This window comes from Streptomyces sp. NPDC026589 (assembly GCF_040638385.1).
In the GTDB taxonomy this organism is placed as follows: Bacteria; Actinomycetota; Actinomycetes; order Streptomycetales; family Streptomycetaceae; genus Streptomyces.
In genome coordinates this window covers 1-26,332 of record NZ_JBEZYG010000011.1, presented here as the reverse complement: position 1 = coordinate 26,332, position 26,332 = coordinate 1, and the positions used below count along the sequence as shown (strand labels likewise).

Below are 26,332 nucleotides of genomic sequence, written 5' to 3'. Positions count from 1 at the left end.
GTCACGCGGCCAGCTTCACGGAGTTGATCGGCGTGAAGTCGTAGTCGTAGTACGTGCCGGCCGCCTGGTTGCCCCCGCAGCCGGTGCCGTTGGAGCCCGTGCACCGGTACGCCTTGGCTCCGCCGGTCTGGTTGTTGAACCAGCGCTTCATGCCGATCTGGTCGTAGATCCTGTGGGTCCCGTACGAGTAGAACGCGTGGCTCGGCCGGTCGCCGTTCCAGCTCGCGTTGGGATACAGACAGACCGCCCCGGACGGGCAGCCGTGGATCGTGGCTGCCGCCTCCACCGCGGTGGCCGATCCGCCCAACGTGAGTACGGCACCGGTGGCGAGCGCCGTGGCGGCCATCGCTGTCCTCTTGATGCTTCTCTGAAACTGACGCATGCGCGTTTTCCCCCATCTGGTCGGTCTTGGGTTCTGCATCGCTCCTTTAGGAGCTTCTCCAACGATGATGAAGAAGCCCGTGAAGACGGGTCCAAGGGTTTTCATCGCACGTCAAACGGATGTGTTCATTCGGGGGATCCATGGAACTCCGTATCCATTTCACAGCAGACGACCTGACACGCATCACGGTGGCTCCCCGCCCCGACCCCATGTGGGAACTGGTCACCAGCCTGCACGCACTCCAGGCACCACGCCCCGCCCCCGACCACGCGCCGTGGCTGGAGCACGTCCGCAGCCGACTGGCCAGAAGCGATCTGAGAGAGCCGATCCGCCTGCTCACCACGCTGGTGCCGGCCCGAGGGAAATTCCCCGACTTTCTGACCCCACCCCACAGAGGCGGAATGGAGGTCGCCCGTGACCTGATTCTCGCCACGCCGGCGGAACGCGTGCGCGCCGAGCTAGCAGCATGCTGCACGCAGCGGAAGCCGGCCGACCGGCTCCGGCGGCTCGCGGAAGGTGACCGCGCTGCCCGGCAGGAGCTCGACACGGCCCTTACCGTCTACTTCAGCGAACTCCTGGCCCCACAACGGCACCTGATCGACGGCGCGGTGTACAACCACCGCGCGCACCACAGCCGGGATCTGCTGGAAGGGGGCGCAGAACGGCTGCTGAGCACGCTGTCGCCCTGCATCCGCTGGGAGCCGCCCACCCTGGTCGCCGACTATCCGCGCGACGGCGACCTCCACCTGCGCGGTCGCGGTATCGCGCTGATCCCGTCCTTCTTCTGCACAGGACGTCCCATCACGCTCATCGACCCCGGCCTCCCTCCCGTTCTGGTCTACCCCGCGAGCCGTCGCTCCGACTGCGCGGACCGCCTCGACGGCCTCGACGGCCTGCCCGAACTGCTGGGCCGGACAAGGGCCATGGCCTTGTGCGCCCTGTCCTCACCGTGCTCGACGGGCGAACTGGCCGTGCGGATCGGTGTGTCGATCGCGAGCGCGAGCAAGCACGCGTCGGTGCTGCGCAAGGCGAGGCTCATCACCAGTACGCGCAGGGGCTGCGAGGTGGTGCACGCCCTGACCCCGCTCGGGCGTGAGGTGGCGCAGGGGCGGCGGCGCGGCTCGTGGTGCGGTGAGTGACGACTGCCGGTCTTCTGCCCGGGCGCGCACCAACGCGACGTCCGTTTTCTGCCAGCAACCGCCCGTGCGCCGCTTCAGCATGGGCGCATGACCACCTACACCGTGCTCCCTGTCGACCCGGCCGTCCTGAAGGAACTGCGGGCTCTCGACGACGCGGGCCGCCCCTGCGCCCCGTACATCGCGACCGGCGACGACGCGGGCTCTCCGCTGCGCTGCTGCCTGCGCCCCATCACGCTCGGCGAGCGGATAGCCCTCGTCTCTTACGCCCCTCTGCGCCGCTGGGCCGACCTGAGCGGCGCAGACCCGGGCGCGTACGACGAACAGGGTCCGGTCTTCATCCATGCCGACGACTGCGGCGGGTTCACCCCCGGCGAGGGCTACCCCTTCGCCCGGCCGGGAGCCCTGCGCACCGTGCGCCGCTACGACGCCCGGGGCCATATCGCGGGCGGCCGCCTCCTGGAGATCCCGGCCGACGCCACGGCCGGCTTCGACGCGGCCTTCGACGACGCGTTCAACGACCCGGACGTGGTGCTCGTACACGTCAGGGCACTGGAGTACGGATGCTTCCACTTCGAGGTGCGACGGCCCGCCGCCAAGGAGCAGTGAACTGCCCGCGGGCGTAAGACGGGACGGCCCTCAGGTCGCCGCCCCCAAGTCGCGGGCCCTCAGCGCCAGCCACAGGTCGTAACGGGCGCTCGGAGGCCGGAGCAGCGAGCGCTGAAGGACCGTTTCGAGCCGGGTGAGGCGTTTGCGGGCGCCGGGCACGCTGATGCCCAGCTCGGCGGCGGCCGGGCCCAGGCGGCCCTCGCAGCGCAGCCAGGTGCGCAGCGTCTCCTCAGCCCCGAGGACGGGGGCCAGTTGCTGGTCGGCCCAGTGCCGTACGGCAGGGCGGCGCAGGACCTCGTCGAGCGCCCGCGCCGCCTCTCGCGTACCGGCCCCGGCGGGGGTGTACGGGGCGGGCTCGGGGGCGCACGCCGGGGCGGGGGTGGCGCGGACGCGCAGCGCCAGGTCCAGGGCGGCCTGGTCGGCGAGCCGGTGCAGGTCGAGGCCGAGCAGCTCGCCGATGAGCCGCAGCCGGGCGGCCAGGGTGTTGCGGTGGACCTTGAGGTGGTTGGTCGCGTGCGACGAGAACGCCAGCCAGGACCCGGCCGTGGCCGCCAGCTCCTGGGCCCCGGGGTCCTGCGCGCGGCGCGGCACATGGGTCAGGAGCGGGGTCAGCAGGTCGTGCGCCCACTGCCGCCCGGCCGGTCCGACGACGAGCGCGGGGTCCGGCGAGGTCCCGAACCGGGCGTGACGGGACGGTAGTTCGCGGGCGACGGCGAGGGCGTGGAAGGCCTGCCGGTAACCCGTCGCGGTGTCGGCCAGCGGCACGGGTTCGCTGACGCCCACGACGCAGTCGTCGACCCGGGCGGCGACGGCCTCGTCGGTCGGGGCGGCCCCCTCCTCCGGCTCCTCCGTGGGCATCACCAGGATGAGGTGGCGGGCGTAGACGGGGCACCGCACGATCCAGGACCGGGCGCCGTCCGCGTCCGCGCAGACCCGGGCCACCTCGTCACGGCCGTCGCCCGAGCACTCCACGACGCACACCCGTACCGGATCGGGCAGCCGGGGGCGCAGCGCACCGGCGACCTGCTGGGCGATGGAGAGCTGGCCCGTCATCAGCAGGTGCAGCACCGCCTCCCGGCCCCGGGACTCGGCGAGGTCGACCCGGCGGCGCTTGCGCTCCAGGGCCTCGGCCTGCCGGCACAGGGACAGCGGCAGGACCACGTCCGCCAGCAGCGTGGCGAGCCCGGCGGCCACGGGCCGGGGGGTGACGACGGCGAGCACGGGGGCCGCGCGGTCGTCGGCGCTCAAGGGGAACAGCAGGGCGGTGTGCGCGCCGGTGTCGAGGGAGTACGCCCGGGCCGCGCGCTCCGTGAGGGCGCTCGCGCCCTCGGCGACGAGCCCCGCGATGTCGGGGACCACCGCCCGTGCCGTACGGGCCTCCGCGTGCAGCACCGTCCCGTCCGGGCCGACGAGCCCGGCCCAGCCGCCGGCCCGCCCGGCCAGCCAGCGCAGCAGCTCGGCGGTTCCGCCGGTGCGGGCCAGCCGGTGCATCAGCAGAAGGTCGTCCGCACGCTCCCGTGCTCGCACCTGTTTCCCCGTTCCCGCCCTGGACACGGCCGTGGCGCCGGTGGCCCGCCCCGCAGGACTGACTGTGCGGACCGATACCCCGGCGGCCGCCCCACTGGGCGCATTGAATCTCCCGTCTCCCTACCCTGCGTTCTATGGTCCGAACGTGTTCCAGCCCGTCGGGGGACGGCTCCGGAACAGGGGGCGCGGGGGCGCGGGGACACGGGGCGTGGGGTACGGGAGAACGCGGCGGCAGCGGCCCACGGGGGTGGTCGCTGTCGTCGGCTCCCGCCCCGCGCCCGTTGTCAGTGGTGCCTTTTATCGTCGTTGTCATGGGAGCCGGCCTCCGGCTCCGGCTTTCGACGCGCCAGGAAAGGTCCCCATGGAGTTCCGGATCGAACGCAGTGCCCTGACCGACGCCGTGTCCTGGGCGGCCCGTGTCCTGCCCGTGCGCTCGCCCGTTCCCGTCCTGGGCGGGCTGCTGCTGGACACGGAGGGTGGCGGCGAGGGCGGCGGGCCCCTGCGGATCTCCGGGCTCGACTACGAGGCGTCCGCGCGCATCGACGTGGACGCCGAGGTCGTGCGGCCCGGGAAGGTGCTCGTCATGGGGCGGCGGCTGCTGGACATCTGCAAGGTGCTGCCCCAGGGGCCCGTGGAGTGCTCCGTGGAGGGCTCGCGGTTCACGGTGTCGGGCGACGGGGCCCGGTTCGGCCTCTCCGTGCTGCCGCTGGACGACTACCCCGCTCTGCCCCCGCTCCCGCAGCTCCGGGGCGCGGTGGACGCGGGGCTGTTCGCGGCGGCCGTGGCCGATGTGGCGGTGGCCGCGGGGCGCGACGACACGCTGCCCACGCTCACCGGGATCCGGCTGGGGTTCGACGGCGACACGATGACGCTCGCCGCGACCGACCGGTACCGCTTCGCCGTACGGACCCTCCCGTGGAAGGCGACCACGCCCGGCGAGACCGCCGACGTCATCGTCTCCGCCCGCCGCCTCACCGAGATCGCCCGCTCACTGGGCCGGTCCGGGCTCGTGAGCGTCGCTCTGGACGCCGGTTCGGCGGGCTTCGAGCACTCCGGGATGCGGACCACGGTGCGGCTGCTGGAAGGCCGGCTGCCGCGCCACGAGAAGCTGTTCGCGATGGCGGACCCGGCCGTCGCGGTGGTGGACCGGGTCCGGCTGACGGAGGCCGTCAAGCGGGTCTCCGTCGTCGCCGACGGTGACAGCCCGGTGCAGATGACCTTCTCCCGTGCCGACGCCTCCGTAACACTCCGCGCGGGTTACGAGGACGACGTGGCGTCCCAGCGGCTGCCGGCCACCCTGGAGGGGGCCGAGGAGCTGACCGTGGCCTTCAACCCCGGCTATCTGGCGGACGCCCTGGCCTCCTTCACGGAGCCGTCCCTGCGGCTCCTGCTGCTGGGGGCCGCTCAGCGCGCGATGATCACGGACGAGGCGGGCACGGACGTCCACCGGCACCTGCTGATGTCGGTGAAGCCGCAGTTGGCGTGAGGGCGAGTGCTCATCAACCTCACTATGCTCAGACGCTGTTGAGAGTCACGCGGAGTCACAGCAAGCCATGTCGAGTCACGGGGGCGAACATGAACGGACAGGAGCTGTTCGCACGGCTGTTCCAGGCGGCGTTGATGGTGTTCAAGCCGAAACGCGCCGACCGGATCGTCGACGAGACGATCACCGCACTCCAGGTCGCCCGTTCCCTCGTCGGGACGGTCGCCGTCATCTGGGTCACCATCGCCTACTGGGGATCGGCGGACGACCCGCTGCGGGCGAAGTTCGAGGAACTGATCCTGGCCGCGACGATCCTGGTCTTCGCCGTGCCGGTCATCCTGTTCGTCTTCATACTGGCCGCCGAAGGCGCCCACCGGGGCCTCTACCTGAGCCGGATCGCGGGCCCGCTCACGGCCGTGGGCACCCTGGCGGGCGTCTACTACCTGGCCTTCGTGGTCAGCCCCGCCATCGGGCGCACCGCCGTCGAGGACTTCGACATCGTGCCGATGCTGCTGACCATGCTGGTGCTCCTGCCGTCCTACGGCGTGGCCGCCCTGTTCCTGATCATCGGCACGGCGTTCGCGGTCGTGACCGTCTTCCGCCTCTCCGACGTCCACGAGACACTGCCCCCGCTGGTCTCGCCGTTCCTGGTGTGGACGCTCTTCGTCATCCAGCTCGCCGATCCGCCGATGTCCGGCATCCCGGTGCTGCTCCGCGTCCTCTTCCTCGTCGGCCCGCCGCTCTCCGTCACCGCCCTGTCCTACGCCGAGCTGCGCCAACTGCGGCTGCACCACGGGGTCACGCTCCGGGCGGCACTGAACCGCGCCTGATGTCCGGACGCCGAAACGGGGGTGCACCCGGCGCGAGCCGGACGCACCCCCGTTTCGGATGGGGTCCTCAGGGCCCCTCAGCAGCCCTCACGGGCCGGTGAGGTGCGTGGGAGCCGTCAGCAGCTCAGGTTCGGACCGGTGGTGGTGCCGAGGATCTGGGTGAACTGCGTGAACTTGTTGATGCGGCTCTGGACCTGCGCCGGGTTGCCGCCGTTGCACTCCAGGGCGCCGTTGATCGAGCGGATCGTCTCGCCGAAGCCGGCGTTGTTGACGATGGCGTTGTGCGGGGTCATGGTGCCGGGGCCGTTCTGGGTGTTCCAGTACCAGAGGCCGGTCTTCCACGCCACGGCCGGGTCCTGCTCCACCAGGTACGGGTTGGCCAGGAGGTTGATGCCCAGGGCGTCACCGGCGGCCTTGTAGTTGAAGTTCCAGCTCAGCTGGATCGGGCCGCGGCCGTAGTAGGCGGCCTGGCCGGCGGGGCAGCCGTACGACTGCGTGGTGTCGCAGTAGTGCGGGTAGTTCGCCTCGTTGACTTCCTTGATGTAGAACAGCCCGCCGGTCTCGTGGCTGACGTTGGCGAGGAAGGCCGCGGCCTCGCGCTTCTTCACCTCGTCACTGCCGGAGTTGGCGAAGGCCGGGAAGGCGCTCAGGGCGTCGGTGAGGCCCTTGTACGTGTAGAAGGCGTTCCGGTTCGGGAACATCTGGTTGAACTGGGCCTCGCTGACGACGAAGCCGTTCTCGCCCGGGTTCTCGCCGCCGGTGCCGCAGGCACCCTTGTCGGCCCAGACGTCCGACGTGCCCGGACGCTCGTTCTGGGTCCACCACTTCGCGGTGTAGTTGCGGCCGTTGTACGAGACCGCGCCGCCGTTCGTGTAGACGGAGGAGGAGCTCCAGGCCGTGGCGCAGGTGGCTGCCTGCGCGGTGGTGGCGGGAAGAACGATGAGCGCCGCGACGATCGCGGCTAGCGCGACCAGCAGACTCATGGCACGTCGGATCACGTGATCACACTCCTTGGACGCGGCGCGACGTCCGGCCTGCGCCGCAGTGGGGGTGCCGATACTCAAGCGAGGGTGGTCTGGACCTGTCAAGGTCTAGACCATCCTCGAAGAAGGTGCCGGTTCCACCGGTTGTGGCCTCCGCCGCCCGGGGCGATCGCGTCAAGAGGGCCCTCAACAGCCGCTATTGCGGAGGGAGTCCATCCGGAGCCCCCGCGAACGCCAACGGAACCGAAGGTAAAATCTTCCGGCCCGCCCAGCATGCGGACGGTTCCGGGCGACCGGCACGCGCGACCCTGTTGGCACTCCCCGCACTCCCCGCACTCCCCGCACTCCCCGCACGCCCCGCACGCCCCGCACGCCCGGCGCTCCCCCACGTGACCCATGTGTCTCTCGCACCCCACGGGCCCCACGGGCTCAGCAGGTGAGTCCGGCTCCCGGGGCCACCCCGACGATGCCGGTGATGCGCTCGTACCGCTCCACCCGCGCGGTCACCGACCCCGGGTTGCCGCCGTCGCACTCCAGAGCCCCGTTGAGCGAACGGATCGTCTCGCCGAAGCCGGCGCCGCCGACCATCGCGTCGTGGGACGTCATGGTGCCGGGGCCGTTCTGGGTGTTCCAGTACCAGAGGGCGGTGGCCCAGGCGACGGACGGATCCCGCTCGACCAGCCAGGGATCGTTCAGCAGGTCGAGCCCGAGGGCGTCCCCGGCGGCCTTGTAGTTGAAGTTCCAGCTGAACATGATCGGGCCGCGCCCGTAGTACGCCTCACGCCCCGCCGGGCAGCCGAAGGGCTGGGTGTCGTCGCACTTGCGCCAGTAGTTGGCCTCGTTGATCTCCTTGACGTACTTCAGCCCCACCGACTCGAAGTCCGCGTGCGTCAGGAACGCCGCCGCCTCCCGGGCCCGCGTCTGCGGCGTACCGACGTTGGCGAAGCGCGGGTAGGCGTGCAGCGCGTCGATCAGGCCCTGGTACGTGTAGAAGGGGTCGCGGTCCGGGAAGATCTCGTCGAACCGCTGCTCGCTGATGACGAAGTCGGACACCCCTCCCGTGCAGGCGCCCCGGTCCGACCAGGCGGACCCGGCCCCCGGATTCTCGCCCCGCGTCCACCACTTGGCGCTCCAGTTGCGCCCGTGGTGGGAGACGGTGTCCCCGGCGCGGTAGTCGGCCGAGGCGCTGTGGAGCGGTGCGCAGGGCCTGTCGGCGGGGGCGGCGGCCGACGCTGCGGGGGCCGCCGTCACGAGAGCGGCGGCGAGGGTGACCAGGGCCGCCGGGACGGTCAGGAACCTCTTGGCACGAGCGATGCGATCGATGCGGTTCAGGGCTGCTCACTCCTTCGGCGCGGCACACCGAGCATCCCGGCAGGCCGACATGACGGGCCACCACCCAAGCCCGCCTGGTCTGGACCTGTCAAGGTCTAGACCAGGCGGGCCGACGGGTGGCCCGATCGGGCCTACCCGGTGGCGGTCGTCCGCGACCGGCCCATGACCACGACGATCAGGACCGCCAGCAGCAACAGCCCGGCACCGCCCAGGAACGCCGCCGCATAGCCGTCCGTGATGGCCGCGTTCCCGGTGCCGCCGCCGGCGACGGAGATCGCGACCACGTTCAGCGCCGAGATGCCGATCGCGCCGCCGATCTCCCGGGTCGCGTTCGTCAGGGCGCTGGCCACCCCGCTCTCCTCCGGCGCCACCCCGTCCAGCGTGAGCCTCATGACCGTCGTCAGCGCCGCGCCGATGCCGAGGCCGATCAGGAGCTGCGCGGGGAACAGGACGGCCCAGAAGCCGGTGTCCGGCTGGATGGTGCCGGTCAGTGCGCACCCGGCCGCGCCGAGCAGCAGCCCGCCGATCATGACGGTGCGCGCGTTCACCCCGGCGAGCACCCTGCCGGTGGCGATGGAGCCGAACAGGATGCCGACGCCGATGGGCACGAAGGCCAGGCCGGTCATCAACGCCGAGTATTCCTTCACCAGTTGGAGGAAGTACGTGAGGAACAGGTAGTAGGCGTAGAGGCCGCTCGCAATGAGGACCACCACGAGGTAGCCGCCGCCCCGCACCCGGTTCAGCACGATCCGCAGCGGCATCATCGGCTCGGCCGACCGGTGCTCGATCACGACGAAGAGGGCCAGAATCAGCAGCCCGGCGCCGCCGAACACCAGAGTGCCGGTGCCGAGCCAGCCGACCTCGACCGCCTCGGAGATGCCGTAGATCAGCGACCCGACGCCGAGCGTCGCAGTCAGCGTCCCGGGCACGTCGAGCCTGGAGGACGCGGCCCCCTTGCTCTCGGTAAGCCCACGCATCGCCGGACCGATGAGCAGCAGCACCACCGGAACGTTGAACCAGAGGCACCAGCGCCACGACAGGTACTCGGTGAGCACTCCGCCGAAGATCATGCCCACGACGCCGCCGGTGCCGACCGCGGCGCCGAAGATGCCGAAGGCCCTGGCGCGTTCCGCGTCCGAGGTGAAGAGCGTGGTCAGCAGGGCCAGCGCCGCCGGCGCCAGGAAGGCGGCGGACACGCCCTGGGCGGCGCGGGCGAGCAGCAGCATGGCCTCGTTCACGGCGAAGCCGCCGACCGCGGACGCCACCGCGAAGCCGATCAGCCCCGCGATGAAGAGCTTCTTGCGCCCCTTGAGGTCGCCCACCCGCCCGCCGAGCAGGAGGAACCCGCCGAAGGTCAGGGAGTAGGCGGTGACCACCCATTGGCGGCTGGAGTCCGACATCTCCAGTGCCGCCTGGGCCGACGGCAGGGCGATGTTGACCACCGAGGCGTCGAGCACGACCAGCAGTTGGGCCGCGACGATGATCCACAGAGCGCGCCAGCGCCGGGGGTCGCCCCCGTCGGCCGCCGGTCGCTCTGCTCCTCGCTCTGCTCCGGATTCACGGACATCCGAGTCTGACATCGGTCCTCGCTTGGGTTGGCGGCGTGACGGGGCGCCGGCCGGCGCCGGGCACGCCGAAGTGAGACTCCCGGCAGGGGCTCGGGAGGCGCGTCGGCCCGGAGCGCGGTTCGCCGGAGAGCCGCTGATGCGCGGTCAACGCTCCCGGTGAGATGTGACGGTCCGTACCGGCGGGCCGCGGGGCACGGCGGCCGGGGCCTGTGCAGGCCAGTGGCCGGTGGCCGGTCCGCACCTGTGGGTACGGGCCGAGCACCTTATGACGCATACTTTATAACACGCTGTCGGAAAGTTGCCGAGGTCTGATCACAAGGGAGTTGGGAGCATGCTGAAAGGCGCGGTGGTGACGGGGCCCGACGGCCCCGGTCGTACGGCCGGCTCAGTGACGGCGGACGGCGACCCCGTCCAGGAAGAGATCGAGCTTGCGCTCGAACCAGGCCGCGGGCGAGCCCGCGACTGCGGCGGCCAGAACACCGCGCAGTCGCGGGTCGAAGGTGTGCATCCACGGGCCGATCAGCTGACGACGGCGCTCGCGGACCGCCTCGATCGCCGCGGCGGCCCCGCCGTCGGAGCCGTCAGCGGACTCGGGGCCACCGTCACCCCCCTGCGGAAGGACGGCGAGGAACGCCTGGGTGACCAGCTCCGCAAGCATGTCCATGATGAGCACCGAGTCATCGGCGGAGAACCCGTAGCCGAGCAGCGCGACCCCGGTCCGGTTCTCACGCCCCACCAGCCCGGGGCCGGTGAGGCGGAGCGCGGTGACCTCCTGCGCCAGCCCGGGGTGGGCGGCGAACAACCGCCAGTGCGCCCACGCGGTCGCCGTGAGGAAGGCTCGCCAGTCGTCCTCGGGTTCGGGCCACGCGATCGCGTCCACGGCACGGTCGGCGGCGGCCGCGGCGAGCGCGTCGCGACTGGGAAAGTACCGGTAGAGCGTCGAGTGGGAGATCCCCAGCCGCTCGGCGACAGCCGGCATCGTGAGACGGGCGAACCCGATGCCGAGCGCCGCGGCGATGATCGCCTCCCGGTCGGCCATGGGCGGCCGGCCCATGCGCCGCGGACGTGAGCTCCTGGTGCTTGCCCCGGTGTCCCGCGTACCCATGGGTGGAGGTCCCTTCTGTCGACTCCGCACCCATAGTAGGAACACCGCGCGGGGCCACCGCACGCACGGGCTTCGCCGCACCGCCGCGAGGATGGAGAGGCCCCGCCCGCCGAGCCCCGACTGGCCGAAAACGACTGCCGGCAGCGGACAGCGCCCCCAGCCCGGTCGGCCCGCCCCGCCGGCCACTCCACCCCCTCCCCGCCAGCGTCGGACCCTGCGGGGTCGCACCCCCACGAAACCCCTCCGCAACCGGAAACCCTCCAGGCCGGATACCCGCCCCCGGTATCTTGGCCGGGGAACGTATTGCGGTCGATGTCACCCCCTCCCTAGCGTCAGTTAGTGATGACCACTCACCTCCGCCACAGGCGCCCCGACCGCACGAGAACACCCGCCACCCCGAGCAGCCGCCGGGACCACGCCCGCCAGATCCCCCGCCGCCGGCTCTCCGGCTGCCAGGGCGATTCCGTATGACAGCGGCCTCCGCCCCCGCCGGGCCCGGCGGCCGGCGGGCCGCACTCGTCGTTCTCTGCTTCGTCCAGTTCATGCTGGTGCTGGACGACACCGTCGTGAACGTCGCCCTCCCCAGCATCAGGAGCGACCTCGGCTTCAGCACCACGGACCTGACCTGGGTCGCCAACGCGTACTTCCTCGCCTTCGGCGGACTGCTGCTGCTCTTCGGCCGCCTCGGCGACCTGATCGGCCGCCGCCGGGTCTTCCTCTGGGGCGTGACCCTGTTCGGCGCCGCGAGCCTGCTCTGCGGCCTCGCCCAGGAACCCTGGCAGCTCGTGGCCGGACGGTTCGCCCAGGGAGCGGGCGCGGCCATGGCCAGCCCGGCGGCCCTGGCGCTGATCACCCTGCTCTTCCCCGGCCGGAAGGAGCGCGCCAAGGCGCTCGGCATCTGGGGCGCCATCGCCGGTCTGGGCGGCACCACCGGGGTGGTGATCTCCGGGGCGCTCACCGGACTGGCGTCCTGGCGCTGGATCTTCCTGATCAATCTGCCGGTCGCCGCCCTGGCCCTGGTGCTTCTGCCCCGCCTGGTCGGCGAGAGCCGCACCGACCGCCCCACCCGGCTGGACGTCCCGGGCGCGCTGCTGGGCACCGGCGCCGTCGTCTCCCTGGTCTACGCCCTCCTCCAGACCGAGCATGCGGGCTGGAGCGACCTGTCGGTCGTGGTGCCGCTGCTGCTCGGCATCGCCCTGGGGGCGCTCTTCCTCCTGGTCGAGGCACGCACGGCGGATCCGCTCATCCCGCTGTCCTTCCTCTCCGTCAGGATCCGCGCGGTGTCCAACGCCGCGGGCCTGCTCTTCGCCGCCGCCTTCTTCTCCCTGTCCTTCCTGCTGATGCTGCATCTGCAGACAGTGCTGGGATACGGGCCGCTCAAGGCCGGCTTCGGCTTTCTGCCCTACGGCGCGGGCATCCTCACCGGCGTCTGGTGCTCCTCCCGCCTGGCGGTCAGGCTCGGGCTGCGGTGGGCCCTGGTACTGGCGTTCCTGATCAGCGCGGGCGGGCTCCTGCTGCTCTCCGGGGTGTCGCCGAACGACAGCTACGCGCTCGGCGTGCTGCCCGGCATGCTGGTGGTGAGCTTCGGCTCCGGCCTCGGTTTCCCCGCCCTCGCCATCGCCGGGGTCTCCGGCACCGACGAGGAGAACGCCGGCCTCGGCTCGGCCGTCCTCAGCTCGGTGCAGCAGATCGGCGGCGCCGTGGGACTGGCCGTCCTGGTCTCCGTGGCCACCCGGCGCAGCGAGGAGCTGACCGGTTCCGTCGGCCCGCTGCGCGCGGCGACGGAAGGGTTCTCCCTGACGCTCACCATCGCCGCCGGGCTGCTCGTTCTCGGCGCCGCGCTCATCGCCGTACTCCTCGCCAAGGACAGCGCGGCACAACCGGAATCCGCCGCGCGGGAGCCGTCACCGAAACCGGTGCGGCGGTGAACGGGAGAGCGCGTGAACGGGAGAGCGCGTGAACGCGCGCGGCGGCGGACGACGAGGCATCCCCGTCGTCCGCCGCCGCCGCGGTGTTACCCGCCCGTTCCCTACAGGAACGAGTTGATCTCGATGGTCTCGGTCCGGCCGGGGCCGACGCCGATCGCGGAGATCGGAGCGCCCGACATCTCCTCCAGGGCCTTCACGTAACCCTGCGCGTTCTTCGGCAGGTCGGCGAAGGTCTTGGCCTTGGTGATGTCCTCGGACCAGCCCGGCAGGTTCTCGTAGATCGGCTTCGCGTGGTGGAAGTCGGTCTGGTTGTACGGGAGTTCCTCGACGCGCTTGCCGTCGATCTCGTACGCCACGCAGACCGGGATCTGCTCCCAGCCGGTGAGGACGTCCAGCTTGGTGAGGAAGAAGTCGGTCAGGCCGTTGACCCGGGTCGCGTACCGCGCGATCGGGGCGTCGAACCAACCGCAGCGGCGGTCACGGCCGGTGGTGACACCGCGCTCGCCGCCGATGCGCCGCAGCGCCTCGCCGTCCTCGTCGTGCAGCTCCGTCGGGAACGGACCGGCCCCGACCCGCGTCGTATAGGCCTTGAGGATGCCGATGACCCGGCTGATCTTCGTCGGGCCCACGCCGGCACCGGTGCAGGCGCCGCCAGCGGTCGGGTTGGACGAGGTGACGAAGGGGTACGTGCCGTGGTCGACGTCGAGCAGGGTGCCCTGGCCGCCCTCGAAGAGGACGACCTTGCCCTCGTCGATGGCATCGTTCAGGATCAGGGTCGTGTCGGCGACGAACGGCTTGATCTGCTCCGCGTACTGGAGCATGTCCTCGACGACCTTGCCGGCCTCGATGGCCCGGCGGTTGAAGACCTTGGCCAGGAGCTGGTTCTTCTGCTCCAGGGCCGCCTCCACCTTCTGCACCAGGATCGACTCGTCGTAGAGGTCCTGGACGCGGATCCCCACCCGGTTGATCTTGTCGGCGTACGTCGGACCGATGCCCCGGCCCGTCGTGCCGATCTTGCGCTTCCCCAGGAAGCGCTCGGTCACCTTGTCGAGCGTGACGTTGTACGGGGTGATCAAATGAGCGTTGCCGCTGATCAGAAGCTTGGACGTGTCGACGCCTCGCTCGTTCAGACCGCTCAGCTCGGAGAGCAGGACCGCCGGGTCGACCACGACACCGTTCCCGATGACCGGGGTACACCCCGGCGACAGGATTCCGGAGGGGAGGAGATGCAGTGCGTACTTCTGGTCGCCCACGACGACCGTGTGACCGGCGTTGTTACCGCCTTGGTATCGCACGACATAGTCCACGGATCCACCGAGGAGGTCGGTGGCCTTCCCCTTGCCCTCGTCACCCCACTGAGCACCGAGCAGCACAAGTGCGGGCACAGGCGTACACCCCTTCCGGGCGGGGCATGTCCAAGGTCAGGGGGCGTACGTAAAGGTCGTACCTGCCGTACGACGATGTACGGCAAAACCTGAGCCGTCGAACCGGGTGCCCCGGAATAGACGAAGCCCCTGGCGCAATAGCGCAAGGGGCTCTTGCACCAAGATGCTACCCGAGGAAGGACCGAGGTGTCGGCTGCAGAGCCCCCCGACGACGGCGACGACCAGCTCCTGGTGGTCATCGACCCGGTCGCCCGCCGGACCGACGGCGAGTCCGTCCGTATCGCCAAGGACGTGCTGAGCGCCGGCTCGCACGCCAAGATCTGCCTTCCGGACACCCCCGAGGAGTTCGCCCGGGCCCTGTCCCGGCGGGGTTCGCGCAGGCCCGTGGTGGTCGGCGACGATCACGCGCTGCTGCGCGCGGTGGCCCAGCTCCACCGCGAACGGGAGCTGGCCGACGGCGTCCTCTCCCTGATCCCCGTCGGCGCGGCGCACGCCCTGGAGGTGGCCCACGCCCTCGGCGTCCCCCGGGGCGCCGTGGCGGCCGCACGGACCGCGCTGGACGGCGCGGTGCGACGCCTGGACCTCCTGGTCGACGACAGCGACGGCGTCGTCCTCGGCCGCCTCCGCATCCCCGCCCCGGCCCCGCCGCCCGGCCCGGGGGGCCCGCACACGGGCGTCACAGCCGTCTGGGGCACCTGCCGCTCGCTGATGACGTCCCTGGTCCGCCCGGCCCCGGTAGCCGCCGGCACGCACCCGGGCACGCACCGGCTGCGCGTCGAGGCGGACGGGGTGCTGCTGAGCGACCTGGACACGCCGGTGCGGGGCGTCCAGGTGACCTCCCAGGGCGGCGGGGGCCTGGCCGACGTCGTCGTCCGCGCCGCCTCGGGCGAGGACGTCACGGCGGAGGCCAAGGCGGTCACGGTCTCCGGCGCGGACTTCCGCTACCGGGCGGACATACGGACCGGAGGGCCGGTGCGCACCCGGACCTGGACGGTCCGGGCGGGCGCCTGGGGGCTGATGCTGCCGGGCCCGGCGAGCGCGGACGGGGCAGTGGGCGCACGCTGGTAGAAGACGGCCCGAGACGTCCCGGAGGTGACCGTCATGACCAGGATCGCTGTCGGATGGCACATCGACCTCGAATTCGAGGAGGACACCCACCGCACCCGCGCGGCGGCGCTCGTCCGCCTCTCCGACGGAACAGAGGTACGCGCCCACGGCTACGCCAGCCGCCACCCCTCGGACTCCGACCAGCAGCGGGTCGGCGAGGAGATCGCGGGGGCCAGAGCGCTCAACGAGCTGGCGATGAAGCTGCTGACCAAGGCGCACGACGAGATCGACGAGGCGTCGGGCCGACGGTCGTACCCGCTGACGTAGCACGGGGCTCCGCCCCGGACCCCGCTCCTCAATCGCCGGAGGGGCTGAGTGTGCCGGCGTTTGAGGAGCGGGGGTCAGGGGGCAGCGCCCCCGTAAGCGGAACCGCGCCCGCACGCCGCCGCGTCCTCCACCGCATGGAGATCCAGAACTCACGGCGGGAAGCCGTCGTCGGAACCGCCGGCTGTCTGACCGCCTTCGCCGGAGCGCTCGTGGGCATCGTGCTCTGGGCCCCGCACGGCAAGGGCGGCCTCCTCGACGGCTTCGAGGGCGCCTCCAACTGGAACGTGCTCTGGGTCGGCCTTCCCCTCATGATCCTCGGCGGGATCGCGGCGGCCCTGGCCGTGTTCTTCCTGGTCCGGGGTGACTGGAAGCGGGCGATCGGCCTCGTCGCGGCCATCGCCGCCCTCTTCGCGATCGGCGTCGGCGTGGACGCGCTGGCCGGAGCGCCGAGGCCGGAGTGCTACGACCCCTGCTGAGGGCCGGCCGGCCCGAGGGCCTACACCTCCGCCCGCAGCTCCTTCAGCCCCCGGATCACATACCCCGGCTGCCACGCGGGCTCGGCGTTCATCCGCAGGGCCGGCGCCTTGCGGAGCAGCTCCCCGAAGGAGGCGGCCAGCTCCAGCCGGGCCAGCGGGGCGCCCAGGCAGAAGTGGATGCCCGCGCCGAAGGTGATGTGCGGGTTGTCCTCCCGGGACAGGTCCAGCGTGTCCGGGCGCGCGAACCGCTCCGGGTCCCGGTTGGCCGAGCCGAACAGCAGCGCCACCTCCGCGCCCCGCCCGATCACCTGGCCGTCGATCTCGATGTCGTCGAGCACCCAGCGCTCGAACATCTGCAACGGGGTGTCGTAGCGCAGCAGTTCCTCGATCGCGGTGGGCAGCAGCGCGGGGTCGGCGCGCAGGGCGGCCAGCTGCTCCGGGTGGTGGAAGAGCGTGCGCCAGCCGTTGACGGTGGTGTTCACCGTCGCCTCGTGGCCCGCGTTCAGCAGGAGCACACAGGTCGAGATCATCTCCTGCTCGGTCAGCCGCTCGCCCTCGTCGTGGGCGGCGATGAGCGCCGAGATCAGGTCCTCGCCGGGGTCGGCGCGCCGCTCGGCGATGAGCCCGCGCAGATACGCGGAGAAGTCGACGGAGGCCCGGACGGCGGCCTCGGCCGTCTCCTCGGACGGATGCGGCTCGAACATCCCGCAGATCGCCGCCGACCAGGGCCGCAGCAGCCCCCGGTCCGCCTCCGGGACGCCCAGCATCTCCGCGATCACGGCGACCGGCAGCGGCTCCGCGACCTCCGCGAGAAGGTCCCCGCCGCCCTTGGCCACGAAGGCGTCGACCAGCTCGGCCGCCAGCCGCCGTACGGTCGGGGCGAGGTTCTCGACCGTACGCGGGGTGAACGCCTTGGAGATCAACCGCCGGATCCGGGGGTGGTCCGGGGCCTCCAGATCGAGGATGCCCTGCCCGTTGAGCGTGGTGAACGGCTCGTGCGCGGCGGGCGGCGGGGTCCGGCCGAACTCCTCGTGGCTGAAGCGGTGCAGATACGTCCGGCCGAGGCGGCGGTCGCGCAGCAGGGCCGACACGTCGGAGTGGTGCGGGATCAGCCACTGTCCCGTCGGCTCGAACCAGTGCGCCCGGCCGGCGGCGCGCAGCGCGGTGTAGGCGGGGTAGGGATCGGCGACGAACGCGGGCGACCAGGGATCGAAGGACACGTGCATGACCCGACGCTACCCGCGCCCGCCGCCACCGCAAGGGGTGATCCTGGCAAGGCGGTCCAGGGACCGCCCGCCGCCACCACCGGAGGTGATCCCCCCGGGCCTTCCGGGACCGCCCGCCGCCACCGCAAGAGGTGCGCCTGCCCGGGCGGCCCCGAGGCCGCCCAAGCAGTCGCAAGACGTGCTACCCGGGCGTCACCAGCCGCGCCTCGTAAGCGAACACCGCCGCCTGGGTCCGGTCGCGCAGCCCCAGCTTCACCAGGATGCGGCTGACGTGCGTCTTGATCGTGGACTCGGCGACGATCAGATGCGAGGCGATCTCCGCGTTGGAGAGCCCCTGGGCGATCAGGACGAGCACCTCCGTCTCGCGTTCGGTGAGATCGCCGATCCGGGCCAGGGCGGGCGGGCGCGGGGTCTCCGCGAGCTTGGAGAACTCGGTGATCAGCCGCCGGGTCACCGTCGGGGCGAGCAGCGCCTCGCCCGAGGCCACCACCCGTACCCCGTCGGCGAGCTGCCGGGCGGACGCGTCCTTGAGGAGGAAGCCCGAGGCCCCGGCCCGCAGCGCCTGGTAGACGTACTCGTCGAGGTCGAAGGTCGTCAGCACCAGCACCTTCGCGTCGGCGTCCCGCGCGACGATCTCGCGGGTCGCCTCGATGCCGTTCATCTCCGGCATGCGGATGTCCATCAGGACCACGTCCGGGCGCAGCGCGGCGACCTGGGCGAGGGCCTGACGCCCGTCGACCGCCTCGCCGACGACGGTGATCCCCGGCATCGCGTTGAGCAGGACCGAGAAACCCTCGCGGACCATCATCTGGTCGTCGACGATCAGGACCCGGATGTCGGTGTCGCTCATGCGCCGCCACCCCGTTCGACGACGACCGTGTCCGCGTCGCCCGTCGCGCCCGCCGTGTCCGCCGTGCCGCTGGCCGTCTCCCGTGGCTCCGGCCCGTCCGACAGCGGTACGGGGAGGAACACGGCGATCTCGTATCCGCCGTCCTCCGTCGCCCCGGCCGTCATCTCGCCGTTCAGCATCGCGACCCGCTCCCGCATCCCGGTGATTCCGTGCCCGGCCCCCGGCGAGGGCTTGACCAGGCCGCGCGGGGGCCCGTTGACCACGCGCAGCCCGAGCCCGCCGAGGACATAGCCGAGCTCGACCCGGGCGGAGGCGCCCGGCGCGTGCCGCAGGCTGTTGCTCAGGGCCTCCTGGACGATCCGGTACGCCGACAGCTCGACGCCCTGCGGCAGTTCGCGGACGGCCCCGGTGATCACCTTCTCCGTCTCCAGGCCCGTCTCGCGGACGTTGTCCAGGAGCCCGTCGAGCGCGGCGAGGGTGGGCTGCGGGGCGTCGGGGGCCTCGTAGTCCTCCGCCCGGACGACCCCGAGGACGCGGCGCAGCTCGGTGAGGGCGGCCACCGCGTTCTCCCGGATGGTGACGAAGGCCTGCTCCAGCTCCGGCGGCGGGTTCTCGACCCGGTAGGGGGCGGCCTCGGCCTGGATCGCGACCACCGACATGTGGTGGGCCACCACGTCATGCAGCTCCCGGGCGATGGTGGTGCGCTCCTCCAGCAGGGTGCGCCGGTCCCGCTCGACGGCGGTCACGGTGCGCTGCACGGTGACCTCGCGCTCGGCGTCGCGCCGGATCTGGACCACGGCGACGACGAGCAGCGCGAAGGCGGAGAGCGTCGCCAGGGGCGCGGTGATCGACGGGTCTCCGGCCTCCACCAGCACCCCGAACAGCAGGGTCAGGAGCCACATCCACGCGGCCGTACGGGGCCGGGTCCGGGCGGCCACGACCACCATGACCACCACCTGGGCCATGAAGGAGCTCGGATTCCACAGATCGCCGCCCAGGACCCCGCAGAAGACGGTCGCCAGCATCGATCCCCAGAACGCGGCGACCGGCCGGATCAGGGTCATCGCGACGGGGATCGCGGGCACCACGCCCATCAGGAAGCGGTAGTCCCACTCCGCGAACCCGGCCAGCAGCACGACGAAGGCGGCGAACAGCACCAAGGCGTGCGGGGTCCAGACGACGAGCCTGCGCATCCCCTCGGGCAGCCGCCGGATCAGCCGTCCGTCGGGGTTCAGGGGCGGCAGGGGGCGGTAGTCGAACACTCGGCGCAGGAGGTCCTCCCGCAGGCCGTCTATCGCCCCTGCGGCTGCCCGGAACTCCGGGCTGCTGGTCTTTGTCTGGGTCTCGGTCACGCTTCCACGGTAGGCGGCGGCGGACGGCGGGTCGTCACCATCGCTACGGATTCCGGAGCGTCCCTCTCAAGGACTACCCGGGTGACCACCCGTCGCCGCCGCACCGCGCCAGGAGTCGGAAAACTCCTGGTGGAAGCCTTCTCAGGCCCCCGCGCGGAAGTGGTCCGCGTGCTCCTGCGCCCACTGCGCGAAGGTCCGGGCCGGCCGCCCGGTGACCTTCTCCACCGTGTCGCACACGGTCCGGCCCTCCGGCGGGGTGTCCCGGTAGACGTCGATCAGGAACGCGATCACGTCCTCCGGCATGCCCTGGCCCCGCCAGGCCTCCAGCGCCTGCTCCTCGGTCAGCTCGACCAGCTCCACGTCCGCGCCCCGCGCCGCCGCGATGGCCGCCGTCTTGTCGGCGACGGTCAGCGCCTGCGGACCGGTGATCAGGTACTCCTGGCCGCCGTGGCCGTCCTCGGTGAGGGCCGCCGCCGCCACCGCCCCGATGTCCGCCTCGTGGACCATCGCGCTCAGCCGGCTCACGAAGGGCTCGCGCACCACGCCCTCGCTCCTGATGCCGGGCGCCCACTCCAGGGCGTTCGCCATGAACTCCACCGGCATCACGACGGCCCAGGCGAAATCGCTCGCCCGCACCGCCGCCTCCATCGGGGTCTCCCCGCCGCCGTGCAGCACGGTCACCCGGCGCACGCCGGCCTTCCGGGCCAGGGCGAGGATCTCCTCACCGGTCTCCAGCGGGGCGAAGAGCTCGCCGCCGAAGGTGATGAGGTGCAGCCCGCTCACCCCGTCCAGCGCGGCGCCCAGCGACCCCGGGTCCGTGAGGTCGCCGGCGACGACGTCGACCCCGTCCGGGAACTCCGCCCGCGCCGGGTCGCGGGTCAGGGCCCGGACGTGCTCGCCGCGCTCCAGCAGCTGCTCGACCACGCGGCGGCCGACCGTTCCCGTGGCTCCGGTCACCAGGATCGTCATGAGGTTCCCCTTCGTCGGTACCGGCTCCCTCTGAGCGGCAACAGGACCAACGTAGAGACCCTTGCGGACACCTTCCGTCCGCAACTCGGCTCCCCGGCCTACCGGCTCACCAGGCGAGCTGGGTGATCTCCTCGGCCACGACGGCGCAGGCGTCGGCGGCGGGATCGATCAGCGGGAAGTGCCCGACGCCGCCGAGCAGCGTCAGCCCCACCATCTCGCCGGACCTGGCCGCCGCGTCGACGTAGGCCTCGGAGACGGCCTGCGGCACGACGATGTCCTCGACGCCCTGCACGATCGCGGTGGCGATCCCGGTCGGCAGCAGCACCCCGGGGTCGGACTGCGCCATCCGCCCCTCGAAGTCGGCGTCCCCGCCCAGGAGTTGGGCGACCGCACCGCCGCACACCCCCAGTTCGGCCGCCACCGTGAAGTCCGCGATCGGGGCCAGGGCGACGACCCCGCGCAGCGGCGGCGGGGCGGGCAGCCGCCACGGCGACCCTTCGGGCAGGACGTGCCGCGCCGCCGCCCATAGGGCGAGGTGCCCGCCCGCCGAATGCCCGGTGACCACGATCCGCCGCACATCGGCCCCGGGCAGCTCGCGGGCGGCCAGCACGGGCATCGCGTCCATCGCGGCGGCCACGTCGTCGAAGGTCTCCGGCCAGCGCCCCGCGACCGGCTCGGCGCCGCTCGGCCGGGTGTTCTCCCCGCCGCCGCGCTGCTGCGGGATGTCGTCGCCGCCGCGCCGGTACTCCACGCTCGCCACGGCGAAGCCCCGGCGGGCCAGGAAGTCCGCGAACGGGGAGACATGGGCCCGGTCGTACGGGGTCCGCCAGGCGCCGCCGTGCAGGAGGACGACGAGCGGGGCGCCGGTGCGGCCGTCGCGCGGGACGTAGAAGTCGACGACCTGGTCGGGGTGGTCCCCGTAGGCGGCGGTCCGGTCGGGCGCGACCTCCGGATGCGCGAGCGCCGACTCCGTCTCGGCGACGTCCCGATCACGCGCGGCAGAATCCGACATGCTGCTCAACCGTCCTATGCCTGTGTCCAGTGCCTGTGTTCTTGCCCAACTGGGCTGACCTGCGGGGACGGTACCAGCACTCGGCACCGTCCCCGCCCGGCCGAACAGACGGTGACGGCCCGTCAGCCGACGGTGTCGTCGGCGACCACATCGGCGACCACATCGGCGACGACATCGGCGACGACATCGGCATCCACCTCGGCGAGCACCTCGCCGAGAATCCGCGCCGCGCGTTCCGCGTCGGCGAACCCCACGTACAGCGGGGTGAAGCCGAACCGCAGCACGTCCGGCCGCCGCAGATCGCCGACGACGCCCCGTTCGATCAGCCGGCGCATCACGGGCTCGGCCCCGTCGCAGCGCAGGGCGACCTGGCTGCCGCGTTCGGCGTGCACGGCCGGGGTGACGGAGGTGACCCGGCCCGCCGGGACGTACGCCTCGACGCACTCCAGGAAGAAGTCCGTCAGGGCGAGGGACTTGGCCCGGACCACGTCGACGGAGACCCCGTCCCACACGTCCAGCGCCGCCTCCAGCGTCAGCATGGAGACGATGTCGGGCGTGCCGACCCGGCCCCGTACGGAACCGTCCGCGGGGGCGTAGTCGGGGGTCATGCCGAACGGGTCGGCGTGCGAGTTCCAGCCCGGCAGCGGCGAGTCGAAGGCGGCCTGGTGGCGCTCGGCGACGTACAGGTACGCGGGCGAACCGGGGCCTCCGTTCAGGTACTTGTAGGTGCAGCCGACCGCGAGGTCCACCCCGTGCTCGTCCAGTCCGACGGGCAGCGCGCCGGCGCTGTGGCAGAGGTCCCACACCACGACCGCCCCCGCCGCGTGGACGGCGGCGGTCAGTCCGGGCAGGTCGTGCAGCCGGCCGGAGCGGTAGTCGACGTGGTTGAGCAGCACGGCGGCGGTACGCGGCCCGAGCGCGGCCGGGACGTCGGCGGGCGCGACGGGCACGATCCGGTGGCCGGTGAGCCGGGCCGCGGACGAGGCGATGTACCCGTCCGTGGGAAAGGTCGTCGCGTCAACCAGGATCTCGTCGCGTCCCTCCCCCGCGAGCCGGCCCGCGGCGACGACGGCCTTGAAGACGTTCACGCTGGTCGAGTCACCGACGACGATCTGCCCGGCGGCGGCCCCGACGAGCGGGGCGATCCGGTCGCCGATCCGCTCGGGCGCCGTCCACCAGCCGCTCTCGTCCCAGGACCGGATGCGCAGCTCGCCCCACTGGCGGGTGAGGACGTCCTGGACGCGGGCGGGGACGTGGACGGGCAGAGCGCCCAGCGAGTTGCCGTCGAGGTAGACGCCGTCGTCGAGGGCGAAGAGCTTCCGCCGCGCGGCGAGCGGATCGGCGCCGTCGAGGACGAGCGCCCGCTCCCGGAGGTCCGTACGCGGGGTGGTGCGGGAGGCCTCAGACATGGCTGCGCGCCGTCCACAGCTCGGGGAACACGTTCTTCGTGGCGCGCTTCTCCAGCCAGGCCACCCCGGCGGAACCGCCGGTGCCGGTCTTGGAGCCCATCGCGCGCCGGGTGGCGACGAGGTGGTCGTTGCGCCAGCGCCAGACGAGCTCGCCGACGTCGGTGAGCAGCTCGCCGAGGCGCACCAGCTCGTCGTTCTGGTCGTCGGAGGCGTAGATCTCCGCCCACACGGCCTCGACCTCGGGCGACGGCTCGTACCGCTTGGTCAGGTCCCGGCCCGTGACCGCCTCGGGGATCGCGTAGCCGCGCCGGGCCAGCAGGGCGAGGGTCTCGTCGTACAGGCTGGGCTCCCCGAGCGCCTTCTCCAGCTCGGCGTACACGCGGGGCGCGCCCCGGTGCGGCACCAGCATGGAGGCGGACTTGTCGCCGAGCAGGAACTCCATCCGCCGGTACATCGCCGACTGGAACCCGGAGCCCTCGCCGAGGGAACCCCGGTAGGAGTTGAACTGGGCGGGGGTGAGTCCGGCCAGCGGCCGCCAGGAGTCGTTGAGCGCCTCCAGCTCGCGCAGCGAACGCTTCAGGGCGTCGCGCGCGACGGGTATGCGGTCCTCGCGCAGGGCGCGGGTCGCGGTCTCCCACTCATGGACGATGACCGTGAACCACAGCTCCATGACCTGGGTGGTGACCAGGAAGACCATCTCGCCGGGATCGTCCGAGCACAGGTGCTGGAGGTGGGTCAGGACATCCGCCTGGACATAGTCCTCGTACGGAGTCGTTCCCTCGAAGTCCAGGTGCGGGGTGTCCGCACCGGTGGCTTCGGGGTCGGGGTGATTCGTCGACATTTCTGTCTCCTCGACACGAGCTTCCGGGTAGCGGTCCGCCCCTTCCGTGAGGTGATGGAGCTCCGGTCCCCTGCTCGCATACTAAGCCGCTCCCCTACTGAGCCGCTCCCCGCCCGAGGTGCTTGGGCGGGGAGCGGCTCAGGGGAGGTCTGCTCAGCTCAGGATGTCGGCGGCGGTCGGCGAGGAGTCCCGCAGGAACGTCGAGCAGCGCTCGTGCTCCTCGGTCTCCCCGATCGACCCGGCGGCCCGCGCCAGGGCGTGCAGGGCGCGCAGGAAGCCGCGGTTCGGCTCGTGCTCGAACGGGACGGGGCCGTGGCCCTTCCAGCCGGCCCGGCGCAGGGAGTCGAGGCCGCGGTGGTAGCCGGTACGGGCGTACGCGTACGACTCGACGACCCGGCCGCCCTCGAACGCCTCGTCGGCGAGCTGCGCCCAGGCGAGCGATGAGGTGGGGTACTTCGCGGCGACCTCGGTGGGCGGGGTGCCGGCGGCGAGCAGCTCGCGCGGCTCCGGGTCGTCGGGGAGGTGGGTCGGGGCAGGGCCCCCGAGCAGGTTCTCGTGGATGGACATGGCTCAAGTGTGCCTGCCGCGAGGGTCCGGCGGCACCGCGCCCCGACCCGGCCGCCCGGGCTCCGGGGCCTGTCCCGCGGGCGTACGTCATCCCTCGCGGCGCTCCGGCTCCAGCGGCGGGGCGACGACCCCGCAGTGCACCGCGCATTCGGGCCGCTCACCGCGGACGGCGGCGGCCGGGGTGCGCACCGTCCACCAGGCGGTGACCGCGCCCGCCACCAGCAGCCCGGCGCACATCGGCATCGCCCGCCGGAAGGTCGCGGCGAACTCGCCCGCGTCCCGGTACGCCTCGGGTCCCATCCCGGCGAGCAGGGGCAGGGCCGCCACCGCGATGAGCCCCGCGGCCCGCGCGGCGGCGTTGTTGATGCCGCTGGCCAGCCCCGCCCGCCCGGCGTCCACGACGGCCAGGACGGTCGCGGTGAGCGGCGCGACGACCACGACGAGCCCGGCGCCGAGCACCAGGACGGCGGGCAGCACCTCACTGACGTACGAACCGACGGACGGGGTGCCCGGCCCCACCCGCAGCATCAGGAGCATCCCGGCGGCGGCCAGCAGCGGCCCCGCCGTGAGGGGGATGCGGGGTCCGATCCGCCGCCCCAGCTCCCCCGACCAGGCGGAGAACAGCAGCATGAGGACCGTGGTCGGCAGCAGCGCGGTACCGGCCCCCAGCGCCGAGTACCCGGCCACCACCTGGAGCTGGATCGCGGAGAGGAAGAAGAAGCCGCCGAGGGCCGCGTAGACGCAGAAGGTCACCAGGTTCACGGAGGTGAACAGCCGGGAGCGGAAGATCGACGGCGGCAGCATGGGATCCGCCCGCCGCCGCTCGACCAGGACGAACGCCGCTCCGAGGGCCACCCCGCCGAGGGCCGACCCGATCACCACCGGCGACGCGCCCCGCCCCGGCGCCTCGATCAGGGCGTACGTCACCCCGGCGAGCGCCAGCGCGCCGAGGACGGCCCCCAGCACGTCGAACCGGCCGTGCGCCGCCGGATCCCGCGACTCCGGTACGTGCCGGAGCGCGACGGGCACGCAGATGGCGGCGAGCGGCAGATTGAGCAGGAAGACCCACCGCCACCCCGGCCCGTCGACGAGCCACCCGCCCACGAAGGGCCCCACGGCCGCCCCGACCCCGCCGAACCCGGACCAGAGCCCCACGGCCCGGGCCCGGTCGTCCGGATGGAAGCTCGCCTGGATGAGCGCGAGGGACCCCGGAGTGAGCAGCGCGCCGCCGACCCCTTGCAGGGCCCTGGCGGCGACGAGAACCCCCGCGTTCGGCGCGATCCCGCAGAGCAACGAAGCCACCGCGAACCACACGACCCCCACCACGAACACCCGCCGCCGCCCGTACCGGTCCCCGAGCGCCCCGCCGAGGAGGATCAGCCCGGCGAGCGTGAGCATGTACGCGTTGACGGTCCACTGGAGCGCGGCCATGTCGGTGCCGAGGTCCTCGCCGATGCGGGGCAGGGCCACGTTGATGACCGTGGAGTCCAGCATCGCCATGCTGGAGCCGAGCACGGTGGTCAGAACGACCCACCGCCCGACGGACGAGGCGACCCGGATCTCTCCGGGCGCGGGGGCAGCAGCCATGGGAGCAGCATCCCGGCTGCCCCCGCCCCCTGCCACCGGGACCCGCACCCCACGGACCCGGGGCACAAATCCAGCCTCTCCGGCGATTGAGGAGCGGGGACGCGGGACCGAGGCCCGCATTTCCAGCCCCTCCGGCGATTGAGGAGCAGGGGCGCGGGACTGCGGCCCGCTCACCACGGACCGGGGCACAATTTCAGCCCCTCCGGCGATTGAGGAGCGGGGGTACGGGACCGAGGCCCGCATTTCCAGCCCCTCCGGCGATTGAGGAGCGGGGGTACGGGGGCAGAGCCCCCGCAACGGGGGCCCGGGGGGGGGGGGCCCCCCCCCCCCCCCCCCCCCGCCCCCCCCCCCCCCCCCCCCCCCCCCCCCCCCCCCCCCCCCCCCCCCCCCCGGGCCCCCCC

General features: G+C 72.5%; 24 protein-coding genes. 8 read left to right on the top strand and 16 right to left on the bottom strand.

Translation table 11 applies throughout. The features are described from left to right. Nucleotide 1: 1 nt before the first annotated feature. Nucleotides 2–382, bottom strand: coding sequence for a hypothetical protein (locus AB0F29_RS19910; RefSeq protein WP_361873737.1), 381 nt, complete (start codon nt 380–382; stop codon nt 2–4). 140 nt (nt 383–522) lie between these two features. Here AB0F29_RS19910 and AB0F29_RS19905 point away from each other — a divergent pair, with 140 nt between their 5' ends. Next, entirely contained in the window at nt 523–1,521 is a 999-nt protein-coding gene (locus AB0F29_RS19905; protein ID WP_361873735.1) for a transcriptional regulator, read from the top strand. 87 nt (nt 1,522–1,608) lie between these two features. Continuing rightward, nucleotides 1,609–2,127 carry a DUF1203 domain-containing protein gene (locus AB0F29_RS19900; protein ID WP_361873733.1) on the top strand — a complete coding sequence of 173 codons (519 nt, stop codon included), beginning with the start codon at nt 1,609–1,611 and terminating at the stop codon, nt 2,125–2,127. A gap of 30 nt (nt 2,128–2,157) precedes the next feature. Here the strand turns inward: AB0F29_RS19900 and AB0F29_RS19895 are convergent, their stop codons facing one another. Then, the gene (locus AB0F29_RS19895; protein ID WP_361874091.1) at nt 2,158–3,618 is read right to left on the bottom strand and encodes a helix-turn-helix domain-containing protein; all 1,461 of its coding nucleotides are present in this window, start codon (nt 3,616–3,618) and stop codon (nt 2,158–2,160) included. Between the two features lie 397 nt (nt 3,619–4,015). On the opposite strand from AB0F29_RS19895, the gene dnaN reads away from it, so the two are divergent. Both dnaN and AB0F29_RS19885 read left to right on the top strand, forming a co-directional pair. After that, nucleotides 4,016–5,140: a DNA polymerase III subunit beta gene (gene dnaN / locus AB0F29_RS19890; protein WP_361873731.1), complete on the top strand. Its 1,125-nt coding sequence runs from the start codon at nt 4,016–4,018 to the stop codon at nt 5,138–5,140. A gap of 89 nt (nt 5,141–5,229) precedes the next feature. Beyond that, a complete protein-coding gene (locus AB0F29_RS19885; RefSeq protein WP_361873729.1) occupies nt 5,230–5,967 on the top strand; it encodes a hypothetical protein in 738 nt (245 codons plus the stop codon). Nucleotides 5,968–6,083: 116 nt separating this feature from the next. On the opposite strand, the gene AB0F29_RS19880 is transcribed toward AB0F29_RS19885, so the two are convergent. The 4 genes from AB0F29_RS19880 to AB0F29_RS19865 form a co-directional block, all read right to left on the bottom strand. Then, nucleotides 6,084–6,965, bottom strand: coding sequence for a glycoside hydrolase family 19 protein (locus AB0F29_RS19880; RefSeq protein WP_361873728.1), 882 nt, complete (start codon nt 6,963–6,965; stop codon nt 6,084–6,086). Between the two features lie 414 nt (nt 6,966–7,379). Beyond that, nucleotides 7,380–8,264 (bottom strand): glycoside hydrolase family 19 protein, encoded by an 885-nt coding sequence (locus tag AB0F29_RS19875; protein WP_361874089.1) that lies wholly within the window; start codon nt 8,262–8,264, stop codon nt 7,380–7,382. 149 nt (nt 8,265–8,413) lie between these two features. Continuing rightward, nucleotides 8,414–9,862, bottom strand: a complete 1,449-nt coding sequence (locus AB0F29_RS19870; RefSeq protein WP_361873726.1) for an MFS transporter — start codon at nt 9,860–9,862, stop codon at nt 8,414–8,416. A gap of 373 nt (nt 9,863–10,235) precedes the next feature. Next, on the bottom strand, nt 10,236–10,889 hold the full coding sequence (locus tag AB0F29_RS19865) for a helix-turn-helix domain-containing protein (RefSeq protein WP_361873724.1): 654 nt from the start codon (nt 10,887–10,889) through the stop codon (nt 10,236–10,238). A 533-nt stretch (nt 10,890–11,422) separates the two neighbouring features. On the opposite strand from AB0F29_RS19865, the gene AB0F29_RS19860 reads away from it, so the two are divergent. Beyond that, the gene (locus AB0F29_RS19860) at nt 11,423–12,883 is read left to right on the top strand and encodes an MFS transporter (protein ID WP_361873722.1); all 1,461 of its coding nucleotides are present in this window, start codon (nt 11,423–11,425) and stop codon (nt 12,881–12,883) included. 101 nt (nt 12,884–12,984) lie between these two features. Here the strand turns inward: AB0F29_RS19860 and AB0F29_RS19855 are convergent, their stop codons facing one another. Continuing rightward, on the bottom strand, nt 12,985–14,268 hold the full coding sequence (locus tag AB0F29_RS19855; protein ID WP_026291188.1) for an adenylosuccinate synthase: 1,284 nt from the start codon (nt 14,266–14,268) through the stop codon (nt 12,985–12,987). A 186-nt stretch (nt 14,269–14,454) separates the two neighbouring features. Between AB0F29_RS19855 and AB0F29_RS19850 the strand changes: the two genes are divergently transcribed. The 3 genes from AB0F29_RS19850 to AB0F29_RS19840 all read left to right on the top strand — a co-directional run bounded on the left by AB0F29_RS19850 (nt 14,455) and on the right by AB0F29_RS19840 (nt 16,118). Further along, nucleotides 14,455–15,336 (top strand): diacylglycerol kinase, encoded by an 882-nt coding sequence (locus AB0F29_RS19850; RefSeq protein ID WP_361873721.1) that lies wholly within the window; start codon nt 14,455–14,457, stop codon nt 15,334–15,336. Between the two features lie 33 nt (nt 15,337–15,369). Beyond that, nucleotides 15,370–15,642, top strand: a complete 273-nt coding sequence (locus AB0F29_RS19845) for a DUF1876 domain-containing protein (RefSeq protein ID WP_018961800.1) — start codon at nt 15,370–15,372, stop codon at nt 15,640–15,642. A gap of 134 nt (nt 15,643–15,776) precedes the next feature. After that, the gene (locus AB0F29_RS19840) at nt 15,777–16,118 is read left to right on the top strand and encodes a hypothetical protein (protein ID WP_361873719.1); all 342 of its coding nucleotides are present in this window, start codon (nt 15,777–15,779) and stop codon (nt 16,116–16,118) included. Between the two features lie 20 nt (nt 16,119–16,138). Here AB0F29_RS19840 and AB0F29_RS19835 read toward each other — a convergent pair whose 3' ends face one another. The 9 genes from AB0F29_RS19835 to AB0F29_RS19795 form a co-directional block, all read right to left on the bottom strand. Next, nucleotides 16,139–17,344: a cytochrome P450 gene (locus tag AB0F29_RS19835; RefSeq protein WP_361873717.1), complete on the bottom strand. Its 1,206-nt coding sequence runs from the start codon at nt 17,342–17,344 to the stop codon at nt 16,139–16,141. Between the two features lie 181 nt (nt 17,345–17,525). Further along, on the bottom strand, nt 17,526–18,194 hold the full coding sequence (locus AB0F29_RS19830) for a response regulator transcription factor (protein ID WP_018961803.1): 669 nt from the start codon (nt 18,192–18,194) through the stop codon (nt 17,526–17,528). Next, nucleotides 18,191–19,546, bottom strand: a complete 1,356-nt coding sequence (locus AB0F29_RS19825; RefSeq protein WP_361873715.1) for a histidine kinase — start codon at nt 19,544–19,546, stop codon at nt 18,191–18,193. The genes AB0F29_RS19830 and AB0F29_RS19825 overlap by 4 nt, the downstream gene beginning before the upstream one ends. A 141-nt stretch (nt 19,547–19,687) precedes the next feature. Further along, the gene (locus tag AB0F29_RS19820) at nt 19,688–20,515 is read right to left on the bottom strand and encodes an NAD(P)H-binding protein (RefSeq protein WP_361873713.1); all 828 of its coding nucleotides are present in this window, start codon (nt 20,513–20,515) and stop codon (nt 19,688–19,690) included. Between the two features lie 106 nt (nt 20,516–20,621). Continuing rightward, nucleotides 20,622–21,527 (bottom strand): alpha/beta hydrolase, encoded by a 906-nt coding sequence (locus AB0F29_RS19815; protein ID WP_361873712.1) that lies wholly within the window; start codon nt 21,525–21,527, stop codon nt 20,622–20,624. A gap of 122 nt (nt 21,528–21,649) precedes the next feature. Further along, a complete protein-coding gene (kynU, locus tag AB0F29_RS19810) occupies nt 21,650–22,936 on the bottom strand; it encodes a kynureninase (protein ID WP_361873711.1) in 1,287 nt (428 codons plus the stop codon). Continuing rightward, nucleotides 22,929–23,777: a tryptophan 2,3-dioxygenase family protein gene (locus AB0F29_RS19805; protein WP_018961808.1), complete on the bottom strand. Its 849-nt coding sequence runs from the start codon at nt 23,775–23,777 to the stop codon at nt 22,929–22,931. Before AB0F29_RS19805 ends, kynU begins: the two co-directional genes overlap by 8 nt. Nucleotides 23,778–23,930: 153 nt before the next feature. Next, nucleotides 23,931–24,344 (bottom strand): DUF3151 domain-containing protein, encoded by a 414-nt coding sequence (locus AB0F29_RS19800; RefSeq protein ID WP_361873708.1) that lies wholly within the window; start codon nt 24,342–24,344, stop codon nt 23,931–23,933. An 87-nt stretch (nt 24,345–24,431) separates the two neighbouring features. Next, on the bottom strand, nt 24,432–25,931 hold the full coding sequence (locus tag AB0F29_RS19795) for a DHA2 family efflux MFS transporter permease subunit (RefSeq protein WP_361873706.1): 1,500 nt from the start codon (nt 25,929–25,931) through the stop codon (nt 24,432–24,434). Nucleotides 25,932–26,332 lie beyond the last annotated feature (401 nt).

Excerpts from the sequence above, each read along its gene's own strand:
- AB0F29_RS19910 (WP_361873737.1), bottom strand. The coding sequence starts at position 382 with ATGCGTCAGTTTCAGAGAAGCATCAAGAGGACAGCGATGGCCGCCACG.
- AB0F29_RS19905 (WP_361873735.1), top strand. The coding sequence starts at position 523 with ATGGAACTCCGTATCCATTTCACAGCAGACGACCTGACACGCATCACG.
- AB0F29_RS19900 (WP_361873733.1), top strand. The coding sequence starts at position 1,609 with ATGACCACCTACACCGTGCTCCCTGTCGACCCGGCCGTCCTGAAGGAA.
- AB0F29_RS19895 (WP_361874091.1), bottom strand. The coding sequence starts at position 3,618 with ATGCACCGGCTGGCCCGCACCGGCGGAACCGCCGAGCTGCTGCGCTGG.
- dnaN (WP_361873731.1), top strand. The coding sequence starts at position 4,016 with ATGGAGTTCCGGATCGAACGCAGTGCCCTGACCGACGCCGTGTCCTGG.
- AB0F29_RS19885 (WP_361873729.1), top strand. The coding sequence starts at position 5,230 with ATGAACGGACAGGAGCTGTTCGCACGGCTGTTCCAGGCGGCGTTGATG.
- AB0F29_RS19870 (WP_361873726.1), bottom strand. The coding sequence starts at position 9,862 with ATGTCAGACTCGGATGTCCGTGAATCCGGAGCAGAGCGAGGAGCAGAG.
- AB0F29_RS19865 (WP_361873724.1), bottom strand. The coding sequence starts at position 10,889 with ATGGCCGACCGGGAGGCGATCATCGCCGCGGCGCTCGGCATCGGGTTC.
- AB0F29_RS19860 (WP_361873722.1), top strand. The coding sequence starts at position 11,423 with ATGACAGCGGCCTCCGCCCCCGCCGGGCCCGGCGGCCGGCGGGCCGCA.
- AB0F29_RS19845 (WP_018961800.1), top strand. The coding sequence starts at position 15,370 with ATGACCAGGATCGCTGTCGGATGGCACATCGACCTCGAATTCGAGGAG.
- AB0F29_RS19840 (WP_361873719.1), top strand. The coding sequence starts at position 15,777 with ATGGAGATCCAGAACTCACGGCGGGAAGCCGTCGTCGGAACCGCCGGC.
- AB0F29_RS19835 (WP_361873717.1), bottom strand. The coding sequence starts at position 17,344 with ATGCACGTGTCCTTCGATCCCTGGTCGCCCGCGTTCGTCGCCGATCCC.
- AB0F29_RS19830 (WP_018961803.1), bottom strand. The coding sequence starts at position 18,194 with ATGAGCGACACCGACATCCGGGTCCTGATCGTCGACGACCAGATGATG.
- AB0F29_RS19820 (WP_361873713.1), bottom strand. The coding sequence starts at position 20,515 with ATGACGATCCTGGTGACCGGAGCCACGGGAACGGTCGGCCGCCGCGTG.
- AB0F29_RS19815 (WP_361873712.1), bottom strand. The coding sequence starts at position 21,527 with ATGTCGGATTCTGCCGCGCGTGATCGGGACGTCGCCGAGACGGAGTCG.
- kynU (WP_361873711.1), bottom strand. The coding sequence starts at position 22,936 with ATGTCTGAGGCCTCCCGCACCACCCCGCGTACGGACCTCCGGGAGCGG.
- AB0F29_RS19805 (WP_018961808.1), bottom strand. The coding sequence starts at position 23,777 with ATGTCGACGAATCACCCCGACCCCGAAGCCACCGGTGCGGACACCCCG.
- AB0F29_RS19800 (WP_361873708.1), bottom strand. The coding sequence starts at position 24,344 with ATGTCCATCCACGAGAACCTGCTCGGGGGCCCTGCCCCGACCCACCTC.
- AB0F29_RS19795 (WP_361873706.1), bottom strand. The coding sequence starts at position 25,931 with ATGGCTGCTGCCCCCGCGCCCGGAGAGATCCGGGTCGCCTCGTCCGTC.